This is a genomic window from Escherichia sp. WS1265 (assembly GCF_046487585.1).
Classification (GTDB): domain Bacteria; phylum Pseudomonadota; class Gammaproteobacteria; order Enterobacterales; family Enterobacteriaceae; genus Escherichia; species Escherichia coli.
This window is the reverse complement of the sequence record NZ_JBJQJE010000013.1, coordinates 112,050-136,553: the sequence shown is the minus strand read 5'-3', so window position 1 is coordinate 136,553 and position 24,504 is coordinate 112,050. Positions and strand designations below refer to the sequence as shown.

Annotated in this window: 25 protein-coding genes; 14 read left to right on the top strand and 11 right to left on the bottom strand. The window is 54.0% G+C overall.

What is annotated here, in order from left to right:
* Positions 1-4: 4 nt before the first annotated feature.
* The 5 genes from hycE to hycA all read right to left on the bottom strand — a co-directional run bounded on the left by hycE (position 5) and on the right by hycA (position 5,678).
* The gene (hycE, locus tag ACJHX3_RS14570) at positions 5-1,714 is read right to left on the bottom strand and encodes a formate hydrogenlyase subunit HycE (protein WP_001288122.1); all 1,710 of its coding nucleotides are present in this window, start codon (positions 1,712-1,714) and stop codon (positions 5-7) included.
* 17 nt (positions 1,715-1,731) lie between these two features.
* Positions 1,732-2,655, bottom strand: a complete 924-nt coding sequence (gene hycD, locus ACJHX3_RS14565; protein ID WP_000115226.1) for a formate hydrogenlyase subunit HycD — start codon at positions 2,653-2,655, stop codon at positions 1,732-1,734.
* A gap of 2 nt (positions 2,656-2,657) precedes the next feature.
* Positions 2,658-4,484 carry a formate hydrogenlyase subunit 3 gene (gene hycC, locus ACJHX3_RS14560; protein WP_001521141.1) on the bottom strand — a complete coding sequence of 609 codons (1,827 nt, stop codon included), beginning with the start codon at positions 4,482-4,484 and terminating at the stop codon, positions 2,658-2,660.
* Positions 4,481-5,092 carry a formate hydrogenlyase subunit HycB gene (gene hycB, locus ACJHX3_RS14555; RefSeq protein WP_001079186.1) on the bottom strand — a complete coding sequence of 204 codons (612 nt, stop codon included), beginning with the start codon at positions 5,090-5,092 and terminating at the stop codon, positions 4,481-4,483. Before hycB ends, hycC begins: the two co-directional genes overlap by 4 nt.
* Before the next feature lie 124 nt (positions 5,093-5,216).
* Positions 5,217-5,678, bottom strand: a complete 462-nt coding sequence (hycA, locus tag ACJHX3_RS14550) for a formate hydrogenlyase regulator HycA (RefSeq protein ID WP_000158056.1) — start codon at positions 5,676-5,678, stop codon at positions 5,217-5,219.
* A gap of 211 nt (positions 5,679-5,889) precedes the next feature.
* On the opposite strand from hycA, the gene hypA reads away from it, so the two are divergent.
* From hypA to ACJHX3_RS14515, 7 genes are all read left to right on the top strand, one after another.
* Positions 5,890-6,240: a hydrogenase maturation nickel metallochaperone HypA gene (gene hypA / locus ACJHX3_RS14545; RefSeq protein ID WP_001299100.1), complete on the top strand. Its 351-nt coding sequence runs from the start codon at positions 5,890-5,892 to the stop codon at positions 6,238-6,240.
* 3 nt (positions 6,241-6,243) lie between these two features.
* Complete coding sequence (gene hypB, locus ACJHX3_RS14540; RefSeq protein ID WP_000337665.1) at positions 6,244-7,116, top strand: hydrogenase nickel incorporation protein HypB; 873 nt, start codon at positions 6,244-6,246, stop codon at positions 7,114-7,116.
* Entirely contained in the window at positions 7,107-7,379 is a 273-nt protein-coding gene (hypC, locus tag ACJHX3_RS14535; RefSeq protein WP_000334881.1) for a hydrogenase 3 maturation protein HypC, read from the top strand. Before hypB ends, hypC begins: the two co-directional genes overlap by 10 nt.
* Positions 7,379-8,500 carry a hydrogenase formation protein HypD gene (hypD, locus tag ACJHX3_RS14530; protein ID WP_042064406.1) on the top strand — a complete coding sequence of 374 codons (1,122 nt, stop codon included), beginning with the start codon at positions 7,379-7,381 and terminating at the stop codon, positions 8,498-8,500. The genes hypC and hypD overlap by 1 nt, the downstream gene beginning before the upstream one ends.
* Positions 8,497-9,507, top strand: a complete 1,011-nt coding sequence (gene hypE / locus ACJHX3_RS14525; protein WP_001059912.1) for a hydrogenase maturation carbamoyl dehydratase HypE — start codon at positions 8,497-8,499, stop codon at positions 9,505-9,507. The genes hypD and hypE overlap by 4 nt, the downstream gene beginning before the upstream one ends.
* A 73-nt stretch (positions 9,508-9,580) precedes the next feature.
* The gene (gene flhA / locus ACJHX3_RS14520) at positions 9,581-11,659 is read left to right on the top strand and encodes a formate hydrogenlyase transcriptional activator FlhA (protein ID WP_094321845.1); all 2,079 of its coding nucleotides are present in this window, start codon (positions 9,581-9,583) and stop codon (positions 11,657-11,659) included.
* Positions 11,660-11,703: 44 nt separating this feature from the next.
* Complete coding sequence (locus tag ACJHX3_RS14515; RefSeq protein ID WP_000301062.1) at positions 11,704-12,132, top strand: molybdopterin-binding protein; 429 nt, start codon at positions 11,704-11,706, stop codon at positions 12,130-12,132.
* A gap of 38 nt (positions 12,133-12,170) precedes the next feature.
* Here ACJHX3_RS14515 and ACJHX3_RS14510 read toward each other — a convergent pair whose 3' ends face one another.
* Entirely contained in the window at positions 12,171-12,515 is a 345-nt protein-coding gene (locus ACJHX3_RS14510) for a nitrous oxide-stimulated promoter family protein (protein ID WP_000015482.1), read from the bottom strand.
* 76 nt (positions 12,516-12,591) lie between these two features.
* On the bottom strand, positions 12,592-12,726 hold the full coding sequence (locus ACJHX3_RS14505) for a hypothetical protein (RefSeq protein ID WP_000611926.1): 135 nt from the start codon (positions 12,724-12,726) through the stop codon (positions 12,592-12,594).
* A 75-nt stretch (positions 12,727-12,801) separates the two neighbouring features.
* Between ACJHX3_RS14505 and mutS the strand changes: the two genes are divergently transcribed.
* Together mutS and pphB are read left to right on the top strand one after the other, a co-directional pair.
* Entirely contained in the window at positions 12,802-15,363 is a 2,562-nt protein-coding gene (mutS, locus tag ACJHX3_RS14500; protein WP_094308491.1) for a DNA mismatch repair protein MutS, read from the top strand.
* 105 nt (positions 15,364-15,468) lie between these two features.
* On the top strand, positions 15,469-16,125 hold the full coding sequence (gene pphB / locus ACJHX3_RS14495) for a protein-serine/threonine phosphatase (RefSeq protein ID WP_001141297.1): 657 nt from the start codon (positions 15,469-15,471) through the stop codon (positions 16,123-16,125).
* A gap of 50 nt (positions 16,126-16,175) precedes the next feature.
* Here the strand turns inward: pphB and ygbI are convergent, their stop codons facing one another.
* Positions 16,176-16,943, bottom strand: coding sequence for a DNA-binding transcriptional repressor YgbI (gene ygbI, locus ACJHX3_RS14490; protein ID WP_024216516.1), 768 nt, complete (start codon positions 16,941-16,943; stop codon positions 16,176-16,178).
* A 195-nt stretch (positions 16,944-17,138) separates the two neighbouring features.
* Between ygbI and ltnD the strand changes: the two genes are divergently transcribed.
* From ltnD to ACJHX3_RS14465, 5 genes are all read left to right on the top strand, one after another.
* On the top strand, positions 17,139-18,047 hold the full coding sequence (ltnD, locus tag ACJHX3_RS14485; protein ID WP_000847993.1) for an L-threonate dehydrogenase: 909 nt from the start codon (positions 17,139-17,141) through the stop codon (positions 18,045-18,047).
* Complete coding sequence (gene otnK, locus ACJHX3_RS14480) at positions 18,044-19,306, top strand: 3-oxo-tetronate kinase (RefSeq protein WP_000590400.1); 1,263 nt, start codon at positions 18,044-18,046, stop codon at positions 19,304-19,306. Before ltnD ends, otnK begins: the two co-directional genes overlap by 4 nt.
* Complete coding sequence (locus tag ACJHX3_RS14475) at positions 19,303-19,941, top strand: aldolase (protein WP_001278992.1); 639 nt, start codon at positions 19,303-19,305, stop codon at positions 19,939-19,941. Before otnK ends, ACJHX3_RS14475 begins: the two co-directional genes overlap by 4 nt.
* Before the next feature lie 4 nt (positions 19,942-19,945).
* Complete coding sequence (locus ACJHX3_RS14470) at positions 19,946-20,722, top strand: HPr family phosphocarrier protein (RefSeq protein ID WP_094308492.1); 777 nt, start codon at positions 19,946-19,948, stop codon at positions 20,720-20,722.
* Between the two features lie 88 nt (positions 20,723-20,810).
* Entirely contained in the window at positions 20,811-22,175 is a 1,365-nt protein-coding gene (locus tag ACJHX3_RS14465; protein WP_000104454.1) for a GntP family transporter, read from the top strand.
* Positions 22,176-22,213: 38 nt separating this feature from the next.
* On the opposite strand, the gene ACJHX3_RS14460 is transcribed toward ACJHX3_RS14465, so the two are convergent.
* From ACJHX3_RS14460 to ACJHX3_RS14450, 3 genes are read right to left on the bottom strand one after another with little or no spacing between them, the layout of a single operon-like run.
* A complete protein-coding gene (locus ACJHX3_RS14460; RefSeq protein ID WP_000562977.1) occupies positions 22,214-22,450 on the bottom strand; it encodes a non-oxidative hydroxyarylic acid decarboxylases subunit D in 237 nt (78 codons plus the stop codon).
* Positions 22,451-22,460: 10 nt separating this feature from the next.
* On the bottom strand, positions 22,461-23,888 hold the full coding sequence (locus tag ACJHX3_RS14455; protein WP_094308493.1) for a non-oxidative hydroxyarylic acid decarboxylases subunit C: 1,428 nt from the start codon (positions 23,886-23,888) through the stop codon (positions 22,461-22,463).
* Positions 23,888-24,481, bottom strand: a complete 594-nt coding sequence (locus ACJHX3_RS14450) for a non-oxidative hydroxyarylic acid decarboxylases subunit B (RefSeq protein ID WP_001237177.1) — start codon at positions 24,479-24,481, stop codon at positions 23,888-23,890. The genes ACJHX3_RS14455 and ACJHX3_RS14450 overlap by 1 nt, the downstream gene beginning before the upstream one ends.
* Positions 24,482-24,504 lie beyond the last annotated feature (23 nt).

Genomic DNA, 24,504 nt, shown 5'->3' with positions numbered 1-24,504 from the left:
TTCCTTATTTCAGCGGCGAGTTTTTACGCTCAATGCTGTAACGCTCGAGTTCTTTGTACGGCACCACTTTGCTCTTCTTCTTACGCACATCGACCACGGTCATGCGGTCGGTACAGGAGTAGCAAGGGTCCAGACTACCGATAATCAGCGGCGCATCGGAAACGGTGTTGCCGCGCAGCATGTAGCGCAGGGTCGGCCAGTTCGCGTAGGTCGCGGCACGGCAGCGCCAGCGGTACAGCTTCTGGTTGTCGCCGGTCATGCTCCAGTGGATATCGTCGCCGCGCGGCGCTTCGGCAAAGCCCAGCGCAAAACGGTGCGGAATGTAGGTAAAACCTTCTACCATCAACGGACCGCCCGGCAGGTTATCCAGACCGTAGTCGATCATGTTCAGCGCGGTATAAACTTCGTTGATACGCACTTTCAGACGGGAAATAACGTCGCAGCCCTGCTCGCTGTGGACTTCCATTGGCAGCAGGCCATAACCAACAAACGGGTGATCGGCGCGGGTATCGCGAGCGTGTCCGCTGGCGCGGACCATCGGGCCAACGTTACTGAAGTCGCGGGCAATTTCCGGGTCCAGACGACCAATGCCGACGGTGCGCTGTTCCATGTTCGGTGTGCTCAGCAGCACATCCACCAGCTCCTGCACTTCACGACGCATCTGTTGTGCCAGCTGGCGGGTCTGGATCATGTCGTCTTTCAGCAGATCGCGACGAATCCCGCCGATCAGGTTCAGGCCGTAGGTTTTACGTGCACCGGTAAGGATCTCTGCCATTTTCATGGAGGTTTCACGCACGCGGAAGAACTGCATAAAGCCGGAGTCGAAGCCGGTAAAGTGACAGGCGAGGCCGAGGTTGAGCAGATGCGAGTGCAGGCGTTCTACCTCCAGCAGAATGGCGCGGATCATCTGCGCACGTTCTGGTACCTGAATACCCATCGCGTTTTCCACCGACGTGGTGTAGGCGGTGCTGTGAGCAAAGCCGCAGATCCCGCACACACGGTCAGAGAGGAAGGTCACTTCGTTGTAACCCATGCGGGTTTCCGCCAGTTTTTCCATGCCGCGATGGACATAGAACAGGCGGTAGTCGGCGTCGATAATGTTTTCGCCATCGACGAACAGACGGAAGTGACCCGGTTCGTCGGAAGTAACGTGCAGCGGACCAATCGGCACGACGTTGTTTTTCTTGTCGCCCAGTTCGTTGATGAACTCGTAGGTTTCAGCATCGGTAGTCGGTGCCGGACGTTGACGATAATCCATGCTGTCTTTACGCAGCGGATAAAGTTCATCCGGCCAGTCATCCGGCAGCACCAGACGACGTTCATCCGGCAGCCCTACCGGAATCAAACCGTACATATCGCGCACTTCACGCTCGCCCCATACCGCCGCCGGAACGCGCGGCGTTACGGACGGATATTCCGGTTTGTTGGCGTCAACTTCAACGCGCACGGTTATCCAGCATTTGGTGCCCTTCTCCATCGACAGCACGTAATAAACGGCGTAATGACCATTCAGTTTGCGTTCGTCGTTACCAAACAGCACCGACAGCCAGCCCCCCTGCTTGTAGTAGAGAAACTCCACCACTTCCGGCAGGTAGTTCACCTTCACGGTCACGGTCAGCTGATCTTTGGTCTGCCAGGCGTGATCCAGCACGACGCCCGGAAATGCCTCATTCAGCGCGGCGAGATAATGTTGACCTAATTTTTCTTCAGACATGCTCAAACTCTCTTTAATCACGCCGCCAGCAAGGAGACGAACGCTAAAAATGCAAAGCCAAACCCAGCCCAGGTAATGCGCGGAGTAATATCAAGACGCAGACGGGCCATGCTGTTTTCGAACAGCGCGATAACCAGGACGCCGACCACCAGTTTGACGATGGCAATCACCAGCGCCAGCAGCAGCCCACCGACGGTGAAGGTTTCCATTTGTCCCCACGGAATAAACACCCCGACGAACATCTGCAACACCACCAGCTGTTTCAGGCTGATACCCCATTTCATGACGCCAAAGCCGCTGCCGCTATACTCAGAGAGCGGACCTTCCTGCAACTCCTGCTCGGCTTCCGCCAGGTCGAACGGCAGTTTGCCCATTTCGATAAAGGTGGCGAATGCACAGGCACAAAGCGCCAGCACCAGCGGGATGCTCTGGCTCAGCGGCCAGTGATAAACGGTGTCGGTGATGTTGCTGATGTTGGTGGAACCGGCAACCTGCGCCGCAACCCACAGACCAAGCAGCAGCATCGGTTCGACCAGCACGCCAAGCATCGCTTCACGGCTCGCGCCGATAGCGGTAAACGGGCTACCGGTATCCAGACCAGAAATGGCAAAGAAGAAACGCGCGATGGCAAAGAGATACAGTAAAGTGATCAAATCGCCCAGCTGCGGCAGCGGAGAACCAACGGTCACCACCGGCAGCGCAGTAGCGATAGTCAGCATGACGCCCACCATCACATACGGCGTCAGGCGGAACACCCAGCCGGAGGCATCCGGGCCAACGCTCTGGCGACCCAGCAGTTTGATAATGTCGCGATACTCCTGCAACACGCCCGGCCCGCGACGGTTATGCAAGCGGGCGCGCGCCACGCGGGTTATACCGGAGAGCAGCGGCGCAACGGCAAATAACACCAGCGCCTGAATTAACGGATATAAAACACTCATTCTCAGGCTCCTCGTGAAACAATAATCACCACCAGTACCGCCAGTTCAACCAGCGCCATCCGGCGGAACAGCAACGCACTCCCCTCACACTGCCAGCCCGGTACCAGCGACACCGGATTCAGCCATTTGCGCAGTTTCAGCACCGGCGCAAACGCCTGTTTCACCGGCATGGCAAAACCGTGAGCAGTAATCACCATTGATTTTTCATGGTCGTAGCCGCACACCCAGGCCGCGCCGCGGGAACGCGACGGCAAACGATCTCCTTTGCAAATCGCCATAATGATGAATGGCAGCAGCGGGCAGGCAATCAGCAGCAACGTGATCATGGGTTGAGAAACGGTGGTGTTAGCAGGCTCCAGCGGCAGAGGTACAGCAGCAGAGAGCATCGGCAGCAGCCACGGCGCAGCAACACCGCCAATGACGCAGCAAATCGCCAGTGCCACCACGCTTACGCTCATCAGGAGCGGCGCACAGGTGGCGTTTTCGGCTTCTTTGGTACGCGGCGCGCCGAGGAACGTGACGCCATAGACTTTCGCCATACACATCACCGCCAGCGCACCGGTAATTGCCAGCCCCACAGCGAGCAGCGGCCCCAGCAGACGGGCAACAAACGCGCCACTATTGCTCAGTTTGAAGAAGGATTGATAGATAACCCATTCCCCGGCAAACCCGTTCAGCGGCGGCAGCGCAGCCATTGCCATCAGCCCGACTAACATGGCGATGGAGATAACCGGCATTTTCTTGCCAATACCGCCAAGTTTTTCGATATCGCGATGCCCGGTACGGAACCAGACGCTCCCCGCCCCGAGGAACAGTACGCTTTTGAACAGGCTATGGTTAAGCAGATGGTACAGACCACCGACCAGACCAAGGGCAATCAGCGCCGGTTGTTCGAGCGCAATACCCGTTACGCCAGCGCCCAGCCCCAGCAGGATAATGCCGATATTTTCCAGGGTGTGGTAAGCCAGCAGGCGCTGGATGTTGTGTTCCATCAACGCATACAGACCACCGACGAACGCGGTGATCATGCCGAGCACCAGCAGCGCGATTCCCCACCACAGCGGTGCATTACCGCCCAGCAGTGACAGGGTTAAAATGCCCAGCAGGCCAATTTTCATGACTACCGTGGAAAACAACGCGGCAGCTGGCGCAGAGGCGTTAGCATGTGCCTGCGGCACCCAGCCGTGCAGCGGAATAATCCCGGCCAGCAGGCCAAAGCCAATCACACCGAGCAGCCAGATATCGGAACCGAGCGGCAGCTGTTGCATACGCATATCCAGCAGGCGCAGATCCAGCGTGCCGTAACGCTGCCACAGCAGCCAGCAAGCAATCGCCAGCAGCAGAGTGCCAAGACGCCCCAGTGCAAACCACAGTTTGCCCTCTTTGCTGTTGTTGGTGAGGAACACCGCGCACAAGGCCATGATTTCTGCCATTACCACGAACATACCGAGGTTGCTGGCAATGACGGCGCAGACGGCGGCAGCCATCAACATATTGATCTGCAAGCCGTTGCACTTCACCTGCGCGTGGCGATGCCAGTCAATGTTATAGAGGCTGACAAACAGACCGCACAGACCGAGCGTAATCAGCCAAATCGCGTTAAGCGGAGAGATTTGCACATCGTAGCTTACCAGCGACAGCGCACCGCTCACGCCAACCGCGCCAGTCAGCACAGTAAAGCCCGCGGCTGCCGTATACAGGCTACCAACCGCGCCGCCAATTCCGGCTATCCAGCCGCTTAGCGCCTTTTGAAAAGAAAAGAGAAATGCCAGAACAGCGGCGGCGACAAACCACGCCACGCCGCTATTGATCAGGGAAATTGCGCTCATTTAGCCTCTCCACTTTGAGCCTGCTGAAACAAGGTGAGATCGCCAAAGTCCGTGTTAAAAGTCAGCTCACGCTTACGTTTGCTGACGCGGGCGATATCGGTGTTATCCACCAGATGCAGGGCTTTAGTCGGGCACATCCGCACGCAGGCCGGACCTTGTTCATCAAAACTACAAAGGTCACATTTGACGGCGATCGCGCGAATACCTGGCACCCAGTCAAGCAATGTGCTGACACGCGCCGGAGCAGGCGGTGCCGGTGGCGCTTTCGGGGTATTGGCATTTGCCGGAATATCCAGCGGACGGCTGCCGGAAAATTCAATTGCGCCAAACGGGCAGGCGATGCCGCAGAGTTTGCAGCTTACGCACAGACTTTCATTCAACTGCACGGCCCCATCAACGCGGGTGATGGCGTTAACCGGGCAGACCACCGCACAGGGCGCATCTTCACAGTGGTGACAGAGCTGCGGCGCAGATTCTTTTTCATTCAGCATCACTCTCAGGCGCGGCATTGATTGCAGGCCGTGCTGGCGATGCGTCTCTGAACAGGCGGCCTCACAAGTGTGGCAGCCGATACAGAGCGTGGAGTCAGCAATTACAAAACGATTCACCAGGCATTCCTCAGGCGATTGTCATTTTTGACGAAAACATGCCGATGAAATGTCATTTTCGACACTCATCGACACGCCCATCCCCAAACAGGCGTAACGCCTGCAAAACGGGCAAAGCCTCAGCTCATGCTGCCGGGCTTTGTCCCTTTACCAGTTGGCTTAAATTCACCGGCACATTGTTTTCAATAGCGGTGTATAAGCTGTCGTAAACGCCCGCGATTTTTTCGAGATAGTGTTCCAGAACCTGTTCGCGATCGCGGATGTTGACCTTGCCATCAATCATGCCGTCAATGCTCAGTTGCGCCTGCGCAATCCGCTGTTTGTCTTCGCCATCTTTTGTTTCGACGTAATACTCGATGGTGTGGCTGTTAAAGCCATCCGCCAGGGTGACGTAAATGCGAAAATGTTCAAAAAGGACGAAACAGAGTTCTTTGTCCGGCGCGCAGCTCATGGCGTGATGCAGGCGCGCTTTCGATAACGTGATCCCCTGAACCAGCGAATTGCAGTAGATGTGCCACTGGTCCTGTAGGCGACGATGCCGCTGTGCGATGTAATCGGCTTTCTCGCTTATTTCCCAAATAGTCATTGTCAGGTTACCCGTTTAACAGAGATGCCAGCTTTAAGCATTTTCTGTGCCAACTTTTAATTCATTGTTATGAAACAGATTTTTAAGATAAAGATGAATTTCGTCGCCGTGTCGACGTGTCATTTCGACATCATCGACATTATTCACCGCAGGGATAATCAACACTGGCACAATTATTGCTTGTAGCTGGCAATAGTTAATGGGAGGCGATATGCACGAAATAACCCTCTGCCAACGGGCACTGGAATTGATCGAACAGCAGGCCGCAAAACACGGCGCAAAACGCGTAACTGGGGTCTGGCTCAAAATTGGCGCATTTTCTTGTGTCGAAACCAGCTCTCTTGCCTTTTGTTTTGATCTGGTTTGCCGCGGCAGCGTGGCGGAAGGTTGTAAACTGCACCTCGAAGAACAAGAGGCCGAATGCTGGTGTGAAACATGCCAACAGTATGTGACGCTACTGACCCAGCGCGTCCGCCGCTGTCCACAGTGTCATGGTGACATGCTACAGATTGTGGCAGACGACGGTTTACAGATTCGGCGGATAGAAATAGACCAGGAGTGAGCGATGTGTACAACATGCGGTTGCGGTGAAGGCAACCTGTATATCGAGGGTGATGAACATAACCCTCATTCCGCGTTTCGTAGCGCGCCATTTGCCCCGGCGGCACGCCCGAAGATGAAAATCACCGGCATTAAAGCGCCTGAATTTACCCCCAGCCAGACTGAAGAAGGCGACCTGCATTACGGTCATGGCGAAGCGGGCACACACGCGCCGGGCATGAGCCAGCGTCGAATGCTGGAAGTCGAAATTGACGTGCTGGACAAAAACAACCGTCTGGCTGAACGCAACCGCGCGCGCTTTGCTGCCCGCAAGCAACTGGTGCTCAACCTGGTTTCCAGCCCTGGTTCCGGTAAAACCACCCTGCTGACGGAAACCTTAATGCGCCTGAAAGACAGCGTTCCGTGCGCGGTTATTGAAGGCGATCAGCAAACCGTGAACGATGCCGCACGCATTCGCGCTACCGGCACACCAGCGATTCAGGTGAATACCGGTAAAGGCTGCCATCTTGACGCACAGATGATTGCCGACGCCGCACCGCGCCTGCCACTGGACGATAACGGTATTCTGTTTATCGAAAACGTTGGCAACCTGGTATGCCCGGCCAGCTTCGATCTCGGTGAAAAACACAAAGTGGCGGTGCTTTCCGTTACCGAAGGTGAAGACAAACCGCTGAAATATCCGCATATGTTTGCCGCCGCCTCGCTAATGCTGCTCAACAAAGTTGACCTGCTGCCGTATCTTAACTTTGACGTTGAGAAGTGCATCGCCTGCGCCCGCGAAGTCAATCCAGAAATTGAAATCATCCTTATTTCCGCCACCAGCGGCGAAGGGATGGACCAGTGGCTGAACTGGCTGGAGACACAGCGATGTGCATAGGCGTTCCCGGCCAGATCCGCACCATTGACGGTAACCAGGCGAAAGTCGACGTCTGCGGCATTCAGCGCGATGTCGATTTAACGTTAGTCGGCAGCTGCGATGAAAACGGTCAGCCGCGCGTGGGCCAGTGGGTACTGGTTCACGTTGGCTTTGCCATGAGCGTAATTAATGAAGCCGAAGCGCGCGACACTCTCGACGCCTTACAAAACATGTTTGACGTTGAGCCGGATGTCGGTGCGCTGTTGTATGGCGAGGAAAAATAATGCGTTTTGTTGATGAATATCGCGCGCCGGAACAGGTGATGCAGTTAATTGAGCATCTGCGCGAACGTGCTTCACATCTCTCTTACACCGCCGAACGCCCTCTGCGGATTATGGAAGTGTGTGGCGGTCATACCCACGCCATTTTTAAATTCGGCCTCGACCAGTTGCTGCCGGAAAACGTTGAGTTTATCCACGGTCCCGGTTGCCCGGTGTGTGTACTGCCGATGGGTAGAATCGACACCTGCGTGGAGATTGCCAGCCATCCGGAAGTCATCTTCTGTACCTTTGGCGACGCCATGCGCGTACCAGGGAAACAGGGTTCGCTGTTACAGGCAAAGGCACGCGGTGCCGATGTGCGCATCGTTTACTCGCCGATGGATGCGTTGAAACTGGCGCAGGAGAATCCAACCCGCAAAGTGGTGTTCTTCGGCTTAGGTTTTGAAACCACCATGCCGACCACCGCTATCACTCTGCAACAGGCAAAAGCGCGTGATGTGCAGAATTTTTACTTCTTCTGCCAGCACATTACGCTCATCCCAACACTGAGCAGTTTGCTGGAACAGCCGGATAACGGTATCGACGCGTTCCTCGCGCCCGGCCACGTCAGTATGGTGATCGGCACTGATGCCTATAATTTTATCGCCAGCGATTTTCATCGTCCGCTGGTGGTGGCTGGTTTCGAACCGCTTGATCTACTGCAAGGCGTGGTCATGCTGGTGGAGCAGAAAATAGCGGCCCACAGCAAGGTAGAGAATCAGTATCGCCGGGTAGTGCCGGATGCCGGTAACCTGCTGGCGCAACAGGCAATTGCCGATGTGTTCTGTGTCAACGGCGACAGCGAATGGCGCGGCTTAGGCGTGATTGAATCTTCCGGGGTGCACCTGACGCCGGATTATCAACGATTCGATGCCGAAGCGCATTTCCGCCCGGCACCGCAGCAGGTCTGCGATGACCCGCGCGCACGTTGTGGCGAAGTATTAACGGGCAAATGTAAGCCGCATCAATGCCCGCTGTTTGGTAACACCTGTAATCCTCAAACCGCGTTTGGTGCGCTGATGGTCTCCTCCGAAGGGGCGTGCGCCGCGTGGTATCAGTATCGTCAGCAGGAGAGTGAAGCGTGAATAATATCCAACTCGCCCACGGTAGCGGCGGCCAGGCGATGCAGCAATTAATCAACAGCCTGTTTATGGAAGCCTTTGCCAACCCGTGGCTGGCAGAGCAGGAAGATCAGGCCCGTCTTGATTTGGCGCAACTGGTAGCGGAAGGCGACCGTCTGGCGTTCTCCACCGACAGTTACGTCATTGACCCGCTGTTCTTTCCTGGCGGTAATATCGGCAAGCTGGCGATTTGCGGCACCGCGAATGACGTTGCGGTCAGTGGCGCTATTCCGCGCTATCTCTCCTGTGGCTTTATCCTCGAAGAAGGATTGCCGATGGAGACACTGAAAGCCGTAGTGACCAGCATGGCAGAAACCGCGCGCGCGGCAGGCATTGCCATCGTCACTGGCGATACTAAAGTGGTGCAGCGCGGCGCGGCAGATAAACTGTTTATCAACACCGCTGGTATGGGCGCAATTCCGGCGAATATTCACTGGGGCGCACAGACGCTAACCGCAGGCGATGTATTGCTGGTTAGCGGTACACTCGGCGACCACGGGGCGACTATCCTTAACCTGCGTGAGCAGCTGGGGCTGGATGGCGAACTGGTCAGCGACTGCGCGGTGCTGACGCCGCTTATTCAGACGCTGCGTGACATTCCCGGCGTGAAAGCGCTGCGTGATGCCACCCGTGGTGGTGTAAACGCGGTGGTACATGAGTTCGCGGCAGCCTGCGGTTGTGGTATTGAAATTTCAGAAGCGGCACTGCCGGTTAAACCAGCCGTGCGCGGCGTTTGCGAACTGCTGGGACTGGACGCCCTTAACTTTGCCAACGAAGGCAAACTGGTGATCGCCGTTGAACGCAACGCGGCAGAGCAAGTGCTGGCAGCGTTACATTCCCATCCACTGGGAAAAGACGCGGCGCTGATTGGTGAAGTGGTGGAACGTAAAGGTGTTCGTCTTGCCGGTCTGTATGGCGTGAAACGAACCCTCGATTTACCACACGCCGAACCGTTACCGCGTATATGCTAATAAAATTCTAAATCTCCTATAGTTAGTCAATGACCTTTTGCACCGCTTTGCGGTGCTTTCCTGGAAGAACAAAATGTCATATACACCGATGAGTGATCTCGGACAGCAAGGGTTGTTCGACATCACTCGGACACTATTGCAGCAGCCCGATCTGGCCTCGCTGTGTGAGGCTCTTTCGCAACTGGTAAAGCGTTCTGCGCTCGCCGACAACGCGGCTATTGTGTTGTGGCAAGCGCAGACTCAACGTGCGTCTTATTACGTGTCGCGTGAAAAAGACACCCCCATTAAATATGAAGACGAAACTGTTCTGGCACACGGTCCGGTACGCAGCATTTTGTCGCGCCCTGATACGCTGCATTGCAGTTACGAAGAATTTTGTGAAACCTGGCCGCAGCTGGCCGCAGGTGGGCTATACCCAAAATTTGGTCACTATTGCCTGATGCCACTGGCGGCGGAAGGGCATATTTTTGGTGGCTGTGAATTTATTCGTTATGACGATCGCCCCTGGAGCGAAAAAGAGTTCAATCGTCTGCAAACATTTACGCAGATCGTTTCTGTCGTCACCGAACAAATCCAGAGCCGCGTCGTCAATAATGTCGACTATGAGTTGTTATGCCGGGAGCGCGATAACTTCCGCATCCTGGTTGCCATTACCAACGCGGTGCTTTCCCGCCTGGATATGGACGAACTGGTCAGCGAAGTCGCCAAAGAAATCCATTACTACTTCGACATTGACGATATCAGCATCGTCTTACGCAGCCACCGTAAAAACAAACTCAACATCTACTCCACTCACTATCTTGATAAACAGCATCCCGCCCACGAACAGAGCGAAGTCGATGAAGCCGGAACCCTCACCGAACGCGTCTTCAAAAGCAAAGAGATGCTGCTGATTAATCTCCACGAGCGGGACGATTTAGCCCCCTATGAACGCATGTTGTTCGACACCTGGGGCAACCAGATTCAAACCTTGTGCCTGTTACCGCTGATGTCTGGCGATACCATGCTGGGCGTGCTGAAACTGGCGCAATGCGAAGAGAAAGTGTTTACCACTACCAATTTGAATTTACTGCGCCAGATTGCCGAACGTGTGGCAATCGCTGTCGATAACGCCCTCGCCTATCAGGAAATCCATCGTCTGAAAGAACGGCTGGTTGATGAAAACCTCGCCCTGACCGAGCAGCTCAACAATGTTGATAGTGAATTTGGCGAGATTATTGGCCGCAGCGAAGCCATGTACAGCGTACTTAAACAAGTTGAAATGGTGGCGCAAAGCGACAGTACCGTGCTGATTCTCGGTGAAACTGGTACAGGTAAAGAGCTGATTGCCCGCGCGATCCATAATCTCAGTGGGCGTAATAATCGCCGCATGGTAAAAATGAACTGCGCGGCGATGCCTGCCGGATTGCTGGAGAGCGATCTGTTTGGTCATGAGCGTGGGGCTTTTACCGGTGCCAGCGCCCAGCGCATTGGTCGTTTTGAACTAGCGGATAAAAGCTCCCTGTTCCTCGACGAAGTGGGCGATATGCCACTGGAGTTACAGCCGAAGTTGCTGCGTGTATTACAGGAACAGGAGTTTGAACGCCTCGGCAGCAACAAAATCATTCAGACGGACGTACGTTTAATTGCCGCGACTAACCGCGATCTGAAAAAAATGGTCGCCGATCGCGAGTTCCGTAGCGATCTCTATTACCGCCTGAACGTTTTCCCGATCCACCTGCCGCCCCTGCGCGAGCGTCCGGAAGATATTCCACTGCTGGCAAAAGCCTTTACCTTCAAAATTGCCCGTCGTCTGGGGCGCAATATCGACAGCATTCCTGCCGAGACGCTGCGCACCTTGAGCAACATGGAGTGGCCGGGTAACGTGCGCGAACTGGAAAACGTCATTGAGCGCGCGGTATTGCTGACACGCGGCAACGTGCTGCAGCTGTCATTGCCAGATATTGCTTTACCGGAGCCTGAAACGCCGCCTGCCGCAACGGTTGTCGCTCAGGAGGGCGAAGATGAATATCAGTTGATTGTTCGCGTGCTGAAAGAAACTAACGGCGTGGTTGCCGGGCCTAAAGGCGCTGCGCAACGTCTGGGGCTGAAACGCACGACCCTGCTGTCACGGATGAAGCGACTGGGAATTGATAAATCGGCATTGATTTAACAGATGTGGTTATACTCGATCAACATTCAATGAAAGGAGGCAGTATGGCAGTTTCAGCAAGAAATCAATTAACCGGAACAGTTAGCGCAGTAGCAATGGGCGCTGTGAATGATGAAGTAGAACTGACGCTGGCAGGTGGTGCAAAGCTGGTGGCAATTGTGACTCACAGCAGCCAGCAAGCGCTGGGTCTGGCGAAAGGGAAAGAAGCGATTGCCCTGATTAAAGCCCCGTGGGTAACGCTGGCAACGGAAGACTGTGGACTGAAATTCTCTGCTCGCAACCAGTTTGCTGGCAGCGTGTCGACAATCACCGAAGGCGCAGTGAACGCCACTGTCCATATCAAAACGGATGCGGGTTTTGAAATTGTGGCAGTGGTAACAAATGAAAGTCAGGATGAAATGAAACTTACCACTGGCTCACGCGTTATTGCGTTGATCAAAGCATCAGCAATCCTGATTGCTACCAAAGCGTAAGCGCCTTATTTGCCGGAGAGTATGGCTCTCCGGCAGATTTATTTCTTTGGACGATATTTTTCTGGCAACTCCGGCACCGGACGCTTGTCATCGATGAGATGACGCACGGTTAAGATCGGATGACGCCACAGCATTCTCGGCCCGGCCCAACGCATAATCTGTTTCATCTCTTCACGCTTTGCAGGCTGGTAACAGTGCACCGGACACTGCTTACAGGCTGGTTTCTCTTCGCCGAACACACATTTATCCAGCCGCTTTTGCGCGTAAGCAAACAACGCCTCGTAATGCTCCGGCTCCGCTGACGCCTGCGGGCATTTCGCTTGATAAAGATCGATCATTTTTTTAATCGTCAGTTTTTCACGAGAGATACGCTTGCCGGACATGCTGCCTCCACCTCATTAAGATGTATTTATACTACAACTTAATTTGAAAGGGGACTATGGCTCTGAAGGAGGAGGTTTATTCAACCGACGCAATTTTGCGTACTTGCTTCATAAGCATCACGCAAAAGCTGCAAAACAGCATCTTTCCCGGAACCAGCATCAAGAACTCGCCGTTCGCTTCTTCCCCTGAAATGATTAACTCCGGTATCATGTGCGCCTTATGTGATTACAACGAAAATAAAAACCATCACACCCCATTTAATATCAGGGAACCGGACATAAACCCATGAGTGCAATAGAAAATTTCGATGCCCATACGCCCATGATGCAGCAATATCTCAAGCTGAAAGCCCAGCATCCCGAGATCCTGCTGTTTTACCGGATGGGTGATTTTTATGAACTGTTTTATGACGACGCAAAACGCGCGTCGCAACTGCTGGATATTTCACTGACCAAACGCGGTGCTTCGGCGGGAGAGCCGATCCCGATGGCGGGGATCCCCTACCATGCGGTGGAAAACTACCTCGCCAAACTGGTGAATCAGGGCGAGTCCGTTGCCATCTGCGAACAAATTGGCGATCCAGCGACCAGCAAAGGTCCGGTTGAGCGCAAAGTTGTGCGTATCGTTACGCCGGGCACCATCAGCGATGAAGCGCTGTTGCAGGAGCGTCAGGATAACCTGCTGGCAGCTATCTGGCAGGACAGCAAAGGTTTCGGCTACGCGACGCTGGATATCAGTTCCGGTCGTTTTCGCCTGAGCGAACCGGCTGACCGGGAAACGATGGCGGCAGAACTGCAACGCACTAATCCTGCGGAACTGCTGTATGCAGAAGATTTTGCTGAAATGTCGTTAATTGAAGGTCGTCGCGGTCTGCGCCGTCGTCCGCTGTGGGAGTTTGAAATCGACACCGCGCGCCAGCAGTTGAATCTGCAATTTGGGACCCGCGATCTGGTCGGTTTTGGCGTCGAGAACGCGCCGCGCGGACTTTGTGCTGCCGGGGGTCTGTTGCAGTATGCGAAAGATACCCAACGCACGACCCTGCCGCATATACGTTCTATCACCATGGAACGTGAGCAGGACAGCATCATTATGGATGCCGCGACGCGTCGTAACCTGGAAATTACTCAGAACCTGGCGGGCGGTGCGGAAAATACGCTGGCTTCTGTGCTCGACTGCACCGTCACGCCGATGGGTAGTCGTATGCTGAAACGCTGGCTGCATATGCCAGTGCGCGATACTCGCGTGTTGCTTGAGCGCCAGCAAACTATTGGCGCATTGCAGGATTTCACCGCCGAGCTGCAGCCGGTACTACGTCAGGTCGGCGACCTGGAACGTATTCTGGCGCGTCTGGCGTTGCGTACCGCTCGCCCACGCGATCTGGCCCGTATGCGTCACGCTTTCCAGCAACTGCCGGAGCTGCGTGCGCAGTTAGAAACTGTCAATAGTGCACCGGTACAGGCGCTGCGTGAAAAGATGGGCGAGTTTGCCGAGCTGCGCGATCTGCTGGAGCGAGCAATCATCGACACACCGCCAGTGCTGGTACGCGACGGTGGTGTTATCGCATCAGGCTATAACGAAGAGCTGGATGAGTGGCGCGCGCTGGCTGACGGCGCGACCGATTATCTGGAGCGTCTGGAAGTCCGCGAGCGTGAACGTACCGGCCTGGACACGCTGAAAGTTGGCTTTAATGCGGTGCACGGCTACTACATTCAAATCAGCCGTGGGCAAAGCCATCTGGCACCCATCAACTACATGCGTCGCCAGACGCTGAAAAACGCCGAGCGCTACATCATTCCAGAGCTAAAAGAGTACGAAGATAAAGTCCTCACTTCAAAAGGCAAAGCACTGGCTCTGGAAAAACAGCTTTATGAAGAGCTGTTCGACCTGCTGTTGCCGCATCTGGAAGCGTTGCAACAGAGCGCAAGCGCGCTGGCGGAACTCGACGTACTGGTTAACCTGGCGGAACGGGCCTATACCCTGAACTACACCTGCCCGACCTTTATTGATAAACCGGGTATTCGCATCACCGAAGGCCGCCATCCGGTGGTTGAACAGGTGCTGAATGAGCCGTTTATCGCCAACCCGCTGAACCTGTCGCCGCAGCGTCGCATGTTGATCATTACCGGTCCGAATATGGGCGGTAAAAGTACCTATATGCGCCAGACCGCACTGATTGCGCTGATGGCCTACATCGGCAGCTATGTACCGGCACAAAAAGTCGAGATTGGACCTATCGATCGCATCTTTACCCGCGTAGGGGCAGCGGATGATCTGGCATCCGGGCGTTCAACCTTTATGGTGGAGATGACAGAAACCGCCAATATTTTACATAACGCCACCGAGTACAGTCTGGTGCTGATGGATGAGATTGGGCGTGGAACGTCCACTTACGATGGTCTGTCGCTGGCGTGGGCGTGCGCTGAAAATCTGGCGAATAAGATTAAGGCATTGACGTTGTTTGCCACCCATTACTTCGAGCTGACTCAACTGCCGGAGAAAATGGAAGGCGTGGCTAACGTGCACCTCGATGCGCTGGAGCACGGCGACACCATCGCCTTTATGCACAGCGTACAGGACGGCGCGGCGAGCAAAAGCTACGGCCTGGCGGTTGCTGCTCTGGCGGGCGTGCCAAAAGAGGTGATTAAGCGCGCACGGCAAAAACTGCGTGAGCTGGAAAGCATTTCGCCGAACGCCGCCGCTACGCAAGTGGATGGTACGCAAATGTCTTTGCTGTCCGTACCAGAAGAAACTTCGCCTGCGGTCGAGGCACTGGAAAACCTCGACCCGGATTCACTGACTCCGCGTCAGGCGCTGGAGTGGATTTATCGGTTGAAGAGTCTGGTGTAATAACAATTCCCGATAGTCTTTTGCTATCGGGAATATTAACGACAACTGACGAATCAAATAAAAATACCCTGTATAATAGGAAATCTTATTTTACAGGGTAAAACCATGCCATCTACACGCTATCAAAAAATCAATGCCCATCACTATCGCCATATATGGGCCGTTGGTGATATTCATGGTGACTATCAATTATTACAATCCCGCTTACATCAACTCTCTTTTTGCCCTGAAACCGACTTACTTATTTCTGTCGGCGATAATATTGATCGTGGGCCGGAGAGTCTTAACGTGCTGCGCCTGCTAAACCAGCCCTGGTTTACGTCGGTTAAAGGCAACCATGAAGCGATGGCGTTGGATGCGTTCGCGACCGGCGATGGCAATATGTGGCTTGCCAGCGGCGGCGACTGGTTCTTTGAATTAAATGAGACGGAACAACAAGAAGCAATAGATCTGTTGCTGAAATTTCATCACCTTCCACATATTATTGAAATCACTAACGACATAATAAAATATGTCATCGCGCATGCAGATTATCCGGGGAGTGAATATCTCTTTGGCAAAGAAATAGCGGAGAGAGAACTACTCTGGCCTGTTGATCGTGTGCAGAAATCGCTTAATGGCGAGTTACAACAAATAAACGGCGCTGATTATTTTATATTTGGACATATGATGTTTGATAACATTCAGACGTTCGCTAACCAGATTTATATTGATACCGGATCGCCGAAAAGCGGGCGGCTGTCATTTTATAAAATAAAGTAGTCTCATGCTTCTTCTGTGAAGCATGAGTAACCCGGTGTTATTGCAGGCCATTATTCATTTTTCGCTACCAGCAAAGAGAGCTCCTGCTTCGCCAGCGCGCGACTGGCACTCTCCGGCAAACCGTCGTCTGTAATAATCTGATCAAACTCGCTTAATGGTAACGCCAGCCATGTCGCCACCTGACCATATTTCGTCGCATCACAGACCAAAACTCGCTGGCGGCTGGCACTGGCAATCGCCCGTTTCACCGTGACTTTATCTTCCGCTGGCGTAGAAATCCCCCGCACACTCCATGACGATGCAGAAATAAAAGCCTGATCAATCATCAGGCTGCGCAGCATGGTCGCAGCGGCTTCCCCGACACAGGAACGGTTTTCCCGACACACTGCACCGCCAGTGTGAATAATTGTGCAATTACTGTTGTCGAGCAAGTAGTCCGCAATAACGAAATCGTTTGTGACCACAGTCAGTGACTCCATGTGAATCAGATGCTGTGCTATCGCTAGCGTGGTCGTTCCCGCATCCAGATAGATACAACTTCCCGGCTGAACAAGACTTGCCGCCAGCTTGCCAATAGCCGCTTTTTGCGTCATTGCCAGCGCAGTTTTTACCTGATGAGAAGGTTCATGCGCCACGCGTCCCGGAGACTGGACGCCTCCGGACACCAGCACAACGGCTCCCTGCTGCTCCAGTTTTTGTAAATCCCGACGAATGGTCATATGTGACACATTCATTCTGTCCGTTAGTTCAGCAATACTGACAATGCCTTTTTCAGCTACCATCTCAAGGATGATTTGGCGACGCTCTACGGGTATCAACTTTTGCTCCTTCCTTTGTCCTGCTGACATTCTACGCTATTTGCCTGCGAAACGTGCGCGGCGCAACTAACACTTAGTTCACATAAAATAACACACAATGTTAATTTATGTGAATCAGCTCACCATATCGTTATCTTCCAGCGCTTATATTCACAATATCAAACAAAATATCACTTAAATTAACAAGGAGAGCAGATGAAAACGGGATCTGAGTTTCATGTCGGTATCGTTGGCTTAGGGTCAATGGGAATGGGAGCAGCACTGTCATGTGTCCGCGCAGGTCTTTCTACCTGGGGCGCAGACCTGAACAGCAATGCCTGCGCTACGTTGAAAGAGGCAGGTGCTTGCGGGGTTTCTGATAACGCCGCGACGTTTGCCGAAAAACTGGACGCTCTGCTGGTGCTGGTGGTCAATGCGGCCCAGGTTAAACAGGTGCTGTTTGGTGAAACAGGCGTTGCACAACATCTGAAACCCGGTACGGCAGTAATGGTTTCTTCCACTATCGCTAGTGCTGATGCGCAAGAAATTGCTACCGCTCTGGCTGGATTCGATCTGGAAATGCTGGATGCGCCAGTTTCTGGTGGTGCAGTAAAAGCCGCTAACGGTGAAATGACTGTCATGGCCTCCGGTAGCAATATTGCCTTTGAACGACTGGCACCCGTGCTGGAAGCCGTTGCCGGAAAAGTTTATCGCATAGGTGCAGAACCGGGACTAGGTTCGACCGTAAAAATTATTCACCAGTTGTTAGCGGGCGTACATATTGCTGCCGGAGCCGAAGCGATGGCACTTGCAGCCCGTGCGGGGATCCCGCTGGATGTGATGTATGACGTCGTGACCAATGCCGCCGGAAATTCCTGGATGTTCGAAAACCGGATGCGTCATGTGGTGGATGGCGATTACACCCCGCATTCAGCCGTCGATATTTTTGTTAAGGATCTTGGTCTGGTTGCCGATACAGCCAAAGCCCTGCACTTCCCGCTGCCATTGGCCTCAACAGCATTGAATATGTTCACCAGCGCCAGTAACGCGGGTTACGGGAAAGAAGACGATAGCGCAGTTATCAAGATTTTCTCTGGCATCACTCTACCGGGAGCGAAATCATGATCAAGATTGGCGTTATCGCCGATGATTTTACCGGCGCGACGGATATCGCCAGTTTTCTGGTGGAAAACGGTCTACCAACGGTACAAATTAACGGTGTTCCAACAGGTAAAATGCCGGAAGCAATCGACGCACTGGTGATCAGCCTGAAAACGCGTTCCTGTCCGGTGGTTGAAGCCACACAGCAATCGCTGGCGGCTCTGAGCTGGTTGCAACAGCAAGGTTGCAAACAGATCTATTTCAAATACTGCTCTACTTTCGACAGTACGGCGAAAGGTAATATCGGCCCGGTTACCGATGCATTAATGGATGCTCTCGACACGCCGTTTACGGTCTTCTCTCCGGCCCTGCCGGTCAACGGACGTACGGTTTATCAGGGGTATTTGTTCGTAATGAATCAACTGCTGGCCGAATCTGGGATGCGCCATCACCCGGTAAATCCCATGACCGACAGCTATCTTCCCCGTCTGGTTGAAGCGCAATCCACAGGGCGCTGCGGCGTCGTTTCGGCACATGTTTTCGAACAAGGTGTGGATGCCGTTCGTCAAGAGCTGGCTCGCTTACAGCAAGAGGGCTACCGCTACGCGGTGCTTGATGCGCTGACCGAACACCATCTGGAAATTCAGGGAGAAGCCTTGCGCGATGCCCCACTGGTAACGGGCGGTTCTGGTCTGGCGATTGGCCTTGCCCGGCAGTGGGCGCAAGAAAACGGTAACCAGGCTCGCAAAGCAGGGCATCCGCTCGCTGGGCGCGGCGTAGTGCTCTCCGGTTCATGCTCTCAAATGACCAACCGCCAGGTAGCACATTACCGTCAAATTGCACCAGCCCGTGAAGTTGATGTGGCACGCTGCCTCTCAATTGAAACTCTGGCCGCTTATGCACACGAACTGGCAGAGTGGGTTCTGGGCCAGGAAAGTGTACTTGCTCCACTGGTTTTTGCCACCGCCAGCACTGACGCATTGGCAGCAATTCAACAGCAATACGGTGCACAAAAAGCCAGTCAGGCAGTAGAAACACTGTTTTCTCAACTAGCGACGCGGTTAGCCGCGGAAGGCGTGACACGCTTTATTGTCGCAGGCGGTGAGACCTCCGGCGTAGTCACACAGAGCCTGGGAATAAAAGGGTTTCATATTGGCCCAACCATTTCCCCCGGCGTGCCGTGGGTAAACGCACTGGATAAGCCTGTCTCACTCGCCCTTAAATCTGGCAACTTCGGTGATGAAGCCTTTTTTTCACGAGCCCAAAGAGAGTTTTTATCATGAGCGATTTCGCAAAAGTAGAGCAGTCTTTGCGAGAGGAGATGACGCGGATTGCCAGTTCATTCTTTCAGCGCGGCTATGCAACCGGTTCGGCTGGCAATCTGTCGCTGCTTTTACCTGACGGGAATTTACTGGCGACACCGACAGGTTCATGCCTGGGCAATCTCGATCCGCAGCGGCTTTCCAAAGTCGCCGCGGATGGCGAATGGTTAAGTGGTGACAAACCCTCGAAAGAGGTGCTCTTTCATCTGGCGCTGTATCGCAACAATCCGCGCTGTAAAGCGGTGGTGCATTTGCACAGCACATGGTCGACGGCGCTTTCCTGCCTGCAAGGGCTGGACAGCAGCAACGTTATTCGTCCGTTCACACCATACGTGGTGATGCGGATGGGAAATATCCCGCTGGTGCCTTATTACCGACCGGGCGATAAACGCATCGCACAGGATCTGGCGGAACTGGCAGCAGACAATCAGGCTTTTTTACTGGCAAATCATGGCCCAGTGGTTTGCGGTGAAAGCCTGCAAGAAGCCGCCAACAATATGGAAGAGCTGGAGGAAACGGCAAAGCTGATTTTTATTCTCGGTGACCGCCCGATCCGTTATCTGACCGCAGGTGAAATTGCGGAATTAAGGAGTTAATGCAATGCCTCGTTTTGCAGCTAATTTATCCATGATGTTCACCGAAGTGCCTTTTATTGAACGCTTCGCCGCAGCGCGAAAAGCCGGGTTCGATGCTGTGGAATTTCTGTTTCCCTATAACTACTCCACCCTGCAAATCCAAAAGCAACTGGAGCAAAACCATCTGACACTGGCGCTGTTCAATACCGCTCCCGGAGATATTAATGCGGGAGAATGGGGATTATCCGCCCTTCCCGGACGTGAGCACGAAGCACACGCAGACATCAACCTGGCACTGGAATATGCATTGGCGCTCAATTGTGAACAAGTCCATGTGATGGCAGGCGTCGTGCCCGCTGGCGAAGATGCTGAACGGTACAGGGCAGTATTTATCGATAATATCCGCTACGCTGCCGACCGCTTTGCACCACACGGCAAGCGAATATTAGTTGAAGCACTCAGCCCCGGCGTTAAGCCTCATTATCTCTTCTCCAGCCAGTATCAGGCACTGGCTATTGTTGAAGAAGTTGCGCGAGATAACGTGTTTATTCAACTAGATACTTTTCATGCGCAAAAAGTAGATGGCAACCTGACGCATTTAATCCGCGACTACGCCGGGAAATATGCGCACGTACAAATTGCCGGACTACCTGATCGACATGAACCGGACGATGGAGAAATCAACTATCCGTGGCTGTTCCGCCTGTTCGATGAGGTGGGATATCAGGGCTGGATCGGTTGTGAATATAAACCTCGTGGCCTCACCGAAGAAGGGCTTGGCTGGTTTGACGCCTGGCGCTAATTCGTTAAATCCCTAATTACAACGTACCCATACATCCCCCCATCTACGGATGGGGTAGGTTAACTATAACTTTCAGACAGGGTTTCCCATGTCCACAATTACATTGTTATGCATTGCGTTAACTGGCGTAATCATGCTGTTGCTGCTGGTCATCAAGGCAAAGGTACAACCATTCGTTGCTCTGCTCCTCGTCAGCCTGTTAGTCGCACTTGCGGCGGGTATACCAGCGGGCGAAGTGGGTAAAGTGATGATCGCCGGGATGGGCGGTGTGCTTGGTTCCGTCACTATTATTATTGGTCTGGGCGCTATGCTGGGGCGTATGATCGAACACTCTGGTGGTGCAGAGTCACTGGCTAATTATTTCAGTCGCAAGTTAGGTGACAAACGAACTATCGCTGCGCTGACTCTGGCAGCGTTCTTCCTCGGTATTCCCGTCTTCTTTGATGTCGGCTTTATTATTCTTGCGCCAATCATTTACGGTTTTGCCAAGGTTGCCAAAATATCGCCACTCAAATTTGGCCTGCCTGTCGCTGGAATCATGCTAACTGTTCATGTGGCGGTACCGCCGCATCCAGGCCCTGTCGCCGCAGCGGGGTTACTCCACGCAGACATCGGCTGGCTAACCATCATCGGTATTGCGATTTCTATTCCAGCAGGGATTGTTGGCTACTTTGCAGCGAAAATAATCAATAAGCGCCAATATGCGATGTCGGTGGAAGTACTGGAACAGATGCAACTGGCTCCGGCCAGTGAGGAAGGCGCGACAAAATTAAGCGATAAAATAAATCCACCGGGCGTCGCGCTGGTCACCTCGCTAATTGTTATTCCTATCGCGATTATCATGGCGGGTACGGTTTCCGCAACACTGATGCCGCCTTCGCATCCCCTGCTTGGTACGCTACAGCTGATCGGCTCACCAATGGTAGCTCTAATGATTGCGCTGGTGCTGGCATTCTGGTTATTGGCTTTACGTCGCGGCTGGAGCTTACAACACACCAGCGACATTATGGGCTCAGCCCTTCCCACTGCGGCGGTAGTGATTTTGGTTACTGGTGCTGGAGGGGTATTTGGCAAAGTGCTGGTGGAATCGGGCGTCGGCAAAGCCCTTGCCAACATGCTACAAATGATTGACCTGCCTCTGTTACCAGCCGCATTTATTATTTCACTGGCGCTGCGTGCATCGCAGGGGTCAGCAACCGTAGCAATCCTGACAACCGGCGGGTTACTCTCAGAAGCGGTGATGGGATTGAATCCGATTCAGTGCGTATTGGTGACGCTGGCAGCCTGCTTTGGTGGGCTTGGCGCGTCACATATTAATGACTCAGGGTTCTGGATTGTGACCAAATATCTGGGGTTGTCGGTAGCAGACGGTCTGAAAACCTGGACAGTGTTAACGACCATTCTCGGTTTTACCGGATTCTTAATTACCTGGTGCGTATGGGCGGTAATTTGACCTTAATAAAAAGGTCCGATGGGCATCGGACCTTTTATTTAGCGCTTACCTTCCGCCAGCAGCGGCGGGATGCTCGGCACCATCGGCGCGTCATCAATATCTTTCTGCGTCATGCGGAACGCTTCGGGATAATGTTCGCGGCTGGTGCGGCGTAGCGGTTCGGTATCGCGCCAGGTATAGAGGCAATGCTGGCACTGATAGATCGTCCAGACATCTTTTACCGGCGATTTCGCCATCACTTCAATCTGTTCATCAGCACAACGTGGACAAATCATCTTGTTCTCCTTATTTACGTGCGGCCAGCATAGCGGTCAGTTTTTCAGCCCAGGCTTTGGTTTCCGGTAAATCCACCACCGGCTGGCTGTAGTGACCACGGTTGTCCGGGGCGACAGGCGTGGTGGCGTCGATAATCAGCTTGTCGGTGATACCGGCCGGGCTTGAGCCGGGGTCGAGTTCCAGCACGGACATATTCGGCAACTGCACCAAATCCCCTGCCGGGTTCACTTTCGAAGAGAGCGCCCACATCACCTGCGGCAGGTTGAACGGATCAACGTCTTCATCGACCATAATCACCATCTTCACGTAGCCCAGACCGTGTGGCGTGGTCATCGCACGCAGGCCCACCGCGCGGGCAAAGCCACCGTAGCGTTTTTTGGTGGAGATAATCGCCAGCAGGCCGTGGGTGTACATGGCGTTCACCGCCTGCACTTCCGGGAACTCGGCTTTCAGTTGCTGATACAGCGGCACGCAGGTGGCTGGCCCCATCAGGTAGTCGATTTCTGTCCACGGCATGCCGAGGTACAGCGATTCGAAAATCGGCCTGGTGCGGTAAGAGACTTTATCGATACGCACCACGGTCATGTTACGCCCGCCGGAGTAGTGCCCGGTAAACTCACCGAACGGCCCTTCGATTTCGCGTTTACGGCTTTCGATGACCCCTTCGAGGATCACCTCCGAGCCCCACGGCACATCAAAACCGGTCAATGGCGCGGTGGCGATCGGATACGGGCTTTCGCGCAGCGCGCCTGCCATTTCATACTCAGACTGATCGTATTTCAGCGGCGTGGCCCCCATCAGGGTGATGATCGGATCGTTACCGAGCGTGATTGCAATCGGCAGATCTTCACCGCGCTCTTCTGTTTTATGCAGATGCAGGGCGATATCGTGCATCGGCACCGGTTGCAGGCCGAGCTTACGCTTGCCCTTCACTTCCATGCGGTAGATGCCGACGTTCTGCTTGCCGAAGTTATCCGGATCAAGCGGATCGCGGGAAACCACGCACGCTTTGTCGAGATAGAAACCGCCATCGCCATCGTTTAAACGAAACAGCGGCAGGATATCGAACAGGTTGATCTCGTCGCCATCGACGGTGTTCTGCGCCCAGGCTGGATTGGCGCGGCGCTCCGGGGCAATCGGGAAGTTATCCCAGCGGCGGATAAACTCATCAATCTGCTTTTTGACCGGGGTGTTTGGCGGCAGGCCGAGGGAAATCGCGTGGTTCTGCCAGGAACCGATGGTATTCATCGCCACACGGGCATCGGTAAAGCCGCGAATATTATCAAACCACAGCGCGGGCGCGCCGTCGCCGATACGCCCGGTGGCGTTAGCTGCTGCTGCCAGATCCGGTTCCGCGTTCACCTCTTCGCTGATTTTCAGTAACTGTCCGTGGTCATCAAGCGCCTGTAAAAAGCTGCGTAAATCATCAAATGCCATTATTCATTCTCCTGAGAAAAATTCCGGACCTGCGGCAATCCTTGCCAGCGCCTGGCGTGGGGATGTTCGAGGCCAAATTGATCCAGCACGCGGGCTACCACGTGGTGGACAATGTCATCTACCGTTTCGGGATGGTTATAAAAGGCAGGCATCGGCGGCACCATCGCCACGCCCATGCGTGAAAGTGCGAGCATATTTTCGAGATGGATGGTGCTAAGCGGCATTTCACGCGGCACCAGCACTAGTTTGCGGCCTTCTTTGAGCACGACGTCCGCCGCGCGCCCTACCAGGCCATCGGCGTAACCGGCACGGATACCGGCGAGCGTTTTCATACTGCACGGAATAACGATCATGCCGTCGGTACGAAAGGAACCTGAGGAGATGGTCGCCGCCTGATCCGCCGGGTTATGACTGAAGTCTGCGAGGGCAGCAACATCGCGAGCGCTGTAAGGCGTTTCCAGTTCAATGGTGGTTTTCGCCCACTTCGACATCACCAGATGAGTCTCGACATTCGGCATCTCCCGCAGCGCTTGCAGTAATGCCACCCCAAGAGGCGCACCGGTAGCCCCTGTCATCCCGACGATCAGTCTCATTGTTTATTCTCTTAATTGTTCGT